Below are 2,770 nucleotides of genomic sequence, written 5' to 3' on the forward strand. Positions count from 1 at the left end.
GTGCTGCGGCCCTGGCGCCGGGGGCGGCCGGGCCCCCGGAGGGGGCGGCCACCGGCCCGGACGGCCGCCGCGAGCGGCCTACGGTACGAGGGTAGACCGGTGAGATGAGCCACACAATGGGAATATCGAAGCCGATCAGGGACGGTCCGTGGTCGTCGGGGAAGTGTCGGACCGCGGGCGTACCGTTGGTGGCATGGCGCTCGACATTCCTCGGCTCGACGGCCGCTTCCAGGTCGTCAGTGAGTTCCAGCCGGCCGGCGACCAGCCGGCAGCCATCGACGACCTTGAGCGTCGGGTGCGCCGCGGCGACCGCAACACGGTGCTGCTCGGCGCGACCGGCACCGGCAAGAGCGCCACCACGGCGTGGCTGGTCGAGCGGCTGCAACGGCCCACCCTGGTGCTCGCCCCGAACAAGACCCTCGCCGCCCAGCTCGCCAAGGAGTTCGGCGAGCTGCTGCCGCACAACGCGGTCGAATACTTCGTCTCCTACTACGACTACTACCAGCCCGAGGCCTACATCCCGCAGACCGACACCTACATCGAGAAGGACTCCTCGATCAACGAGGAGGTCGAGCGGCTGCGGCACTCGGCGACCATGTCGCTGCTCACCCGGCGGGACGTCATCGTGGTCGCCACCGTCTCGGCGATCTACGGCCTGGGCACGCCGGAGGAATACCTCGACCGCGCCGTGCGGGTCAAGGTGGGGCAGGAGCTCGACCGCGACCAGCTGCTGCGCCGGCTGGTCGACATCCAGTACACGCGCAACGACATGGCCTTCCAGCGCGGCACCTTCCGGGTCCGGGGCGACACGCTGGAGATCATCCCGGCCTACGAGGAGCTGGCGGTCCGGATCGAGCTGTTCGGCGACGAGATCGAAAAGCTCTACTACCTCAACCCGCTGACCGGCGACGTGGTCCGTGAGGTCGACAGCCTGATGATCTTCCCGGCCACGCACTACGCCGCCGGCCCGGAGCGGATGGAGCGGGCGATCCGCGACATCGAGGCCGAGCTGGGCGAGCGGCTGGCCGAGCTGGAGCGCCAGGGCAAGCTGCTGGAGGCGCAGCGGCTGCGGATGCGCACCACCTACGACATCGAGATGATGCGCCAGGTCGGCTTCTGCTCCGGCATCGAGAACTACTCGATGCACATCGACGGCCGGCTCCCCGGCAGCCCGCCGCACTGCCTGCTCGACTACTTCCCCGACGACTTCCTCACCGTGGTCGACGAGTCGCACGTGACCATCCCGCAGATCGGCGGCATGTACGAGGGCGACGCCTCCCGCAAGCGGATGCTGATCGACCACGGCTTCCGGTTGCCCAGCGCCGCCGACAACCGGCCGCTGCGGTTCGACGAATACCTGGAGCGGGTGGGCCAGATGGTCTTCCTCTCCGCCACCCCCGGCCCGTGGGAGCTGGAGCAGGCCCAGGGCGAGTTCGTCGAGCAGGTGATCCGGCCGACCGGCCTGATCGATCCCGAGGTGGTGGTGAAGCCCACCAAGGGGCAGATCGACGACCTCATGCACGAGATCAAGCTGCGCACCGAGCGCGACGAGCGGGTGCTTGTCACCACGCTGACCAAGAAGATGGCCGAGGACCTCTCCGACTACCTGCTGGAGAACGGCATCCGGGTGCGCTACCTGCACTCCGAGGTCGACACGCTGCGCCGGGTCGAGCTGCTGCGCGAGCTGCGCAAGGGCGACTACGACGTGCTGGTCGGCATCAACCTGCTGCGCGAGGGCCTCGACCTGCCCGAGGTCTCCCTGGTGGCGATCCTCGACGCCGACAAGGAGGGCTTCCTGCGCAGCGGCCGGTCGCTGATCCAGACGATCGGTCGCGCGGCCCGCAACGTCTCCGGCCAGGTCCACATGTACGCCGACAAGATCACCCCGTCGATGGCGAACGCGATCGACGAGACCAACCGCCGGCGGGCCAAGCAGATCGCGCACAACGAGGCCCACGGGATCAGCCCGGAGCCGCTGCGCAAGAAGATCCACGACATCCTCGACGACATCTACCGCGAGGCGGAGGACACCGAGAACGCCACGGTCGGCGGCGCCGCCCGGCAGTTGTCCCGGGGCAAGGCGCCGGTCAAGGAGACGCGCAGCCGCGGTGGTCGGGGCGGTGCGGCGACCCCGTCCCGCGAGGGCATGGCCCGGGCCGACCTGGCCAACCTCATCCAGGAGCTCAACGACCAGATGCTCGCGGCCGCGCGCGAGTTGCAGTTCGAGCTGGCCGCGCGGATCCGGGACGAGGTCTCCGACCTGAAGAAGGAACTGCGCGGGATGGACGCCGCCGGGGTGCGGTGACCGGCGCGCCGGCGCGGGGAGGGTGCGATGTTGACCGAGGCGGTCGTCGGGCTGCCCGATCCCCGGCTGCGCCCGTGGGTCGACCGCTACCTCGGCTACCGTGAGGTCGCGTCCACCCCGCTGGTGCGCCGGGAGGTCGCGGGCGCGTTCGTGGTGCTGATCCTCGGCTGGGCCGACCCGCTCGACGTCGACGACCCGCGCGTCGGTGGCCGGGGCGTGTCCGGCAGCGCGTTCCTGGCCGGCCCGTTCGACGGCTGGTGCGTCACCCGCACGACCGGGACCGGCGCCGGCGTGCAGGTGGTGCTGAGCGCGCCGGCGGCCCGGCGGCTCCTCGGGGCGCCGTTGGGTGAGCTGGCCAACCGGGCCGTCCCGGTCGACCGGGTCGGCGGCTGGCTGATCCACCTCCGCGACGCGCTGGCCGCCGAGCCGGCCTGGCCGGCGCGCTTCGCCCGGCTCGACGCCGCC

Annotated in this window: 2 protein-coding genes; both read left to right on the forward strand. The window is 71.1% G+C overall.

The features are described from left to right. The first annotated feature begins 193 nt into the window (after positions 1-193). Positions 194-2,305 carry an excinuclease ABC subunit UvrB gene (gene uvrB / locus HUW36_RS30100; RefSeq protein ID WP_174531186.1) on the forward strand — a complete coding sequence of 704 codons (2,112 nt, stop codon included), beginning with the start codon at positions 194-196 and terminating at the stop codon, positions 2,303-2,305. 27 nt (positions 2,306-2,332) lie between these two features. Beyond that, on the forward strand, positions 2,333-2,770 hold a 438-nt coding region (locus HUW36_RS30105), incomplete at its 3' end, for a DUF6597 domain-containing transcriptional factor (protein ID WP_343044376.1).

Source organism: Micromonospora maritima (assembly GCF_902825405.1).
GTDB classification, from domain to species: Bacteria; Actinomycetota; Actinomycetes; order Mycobacteriales; family Micromonosporaceae; genus Micromonospora; species Micromonospora maritima.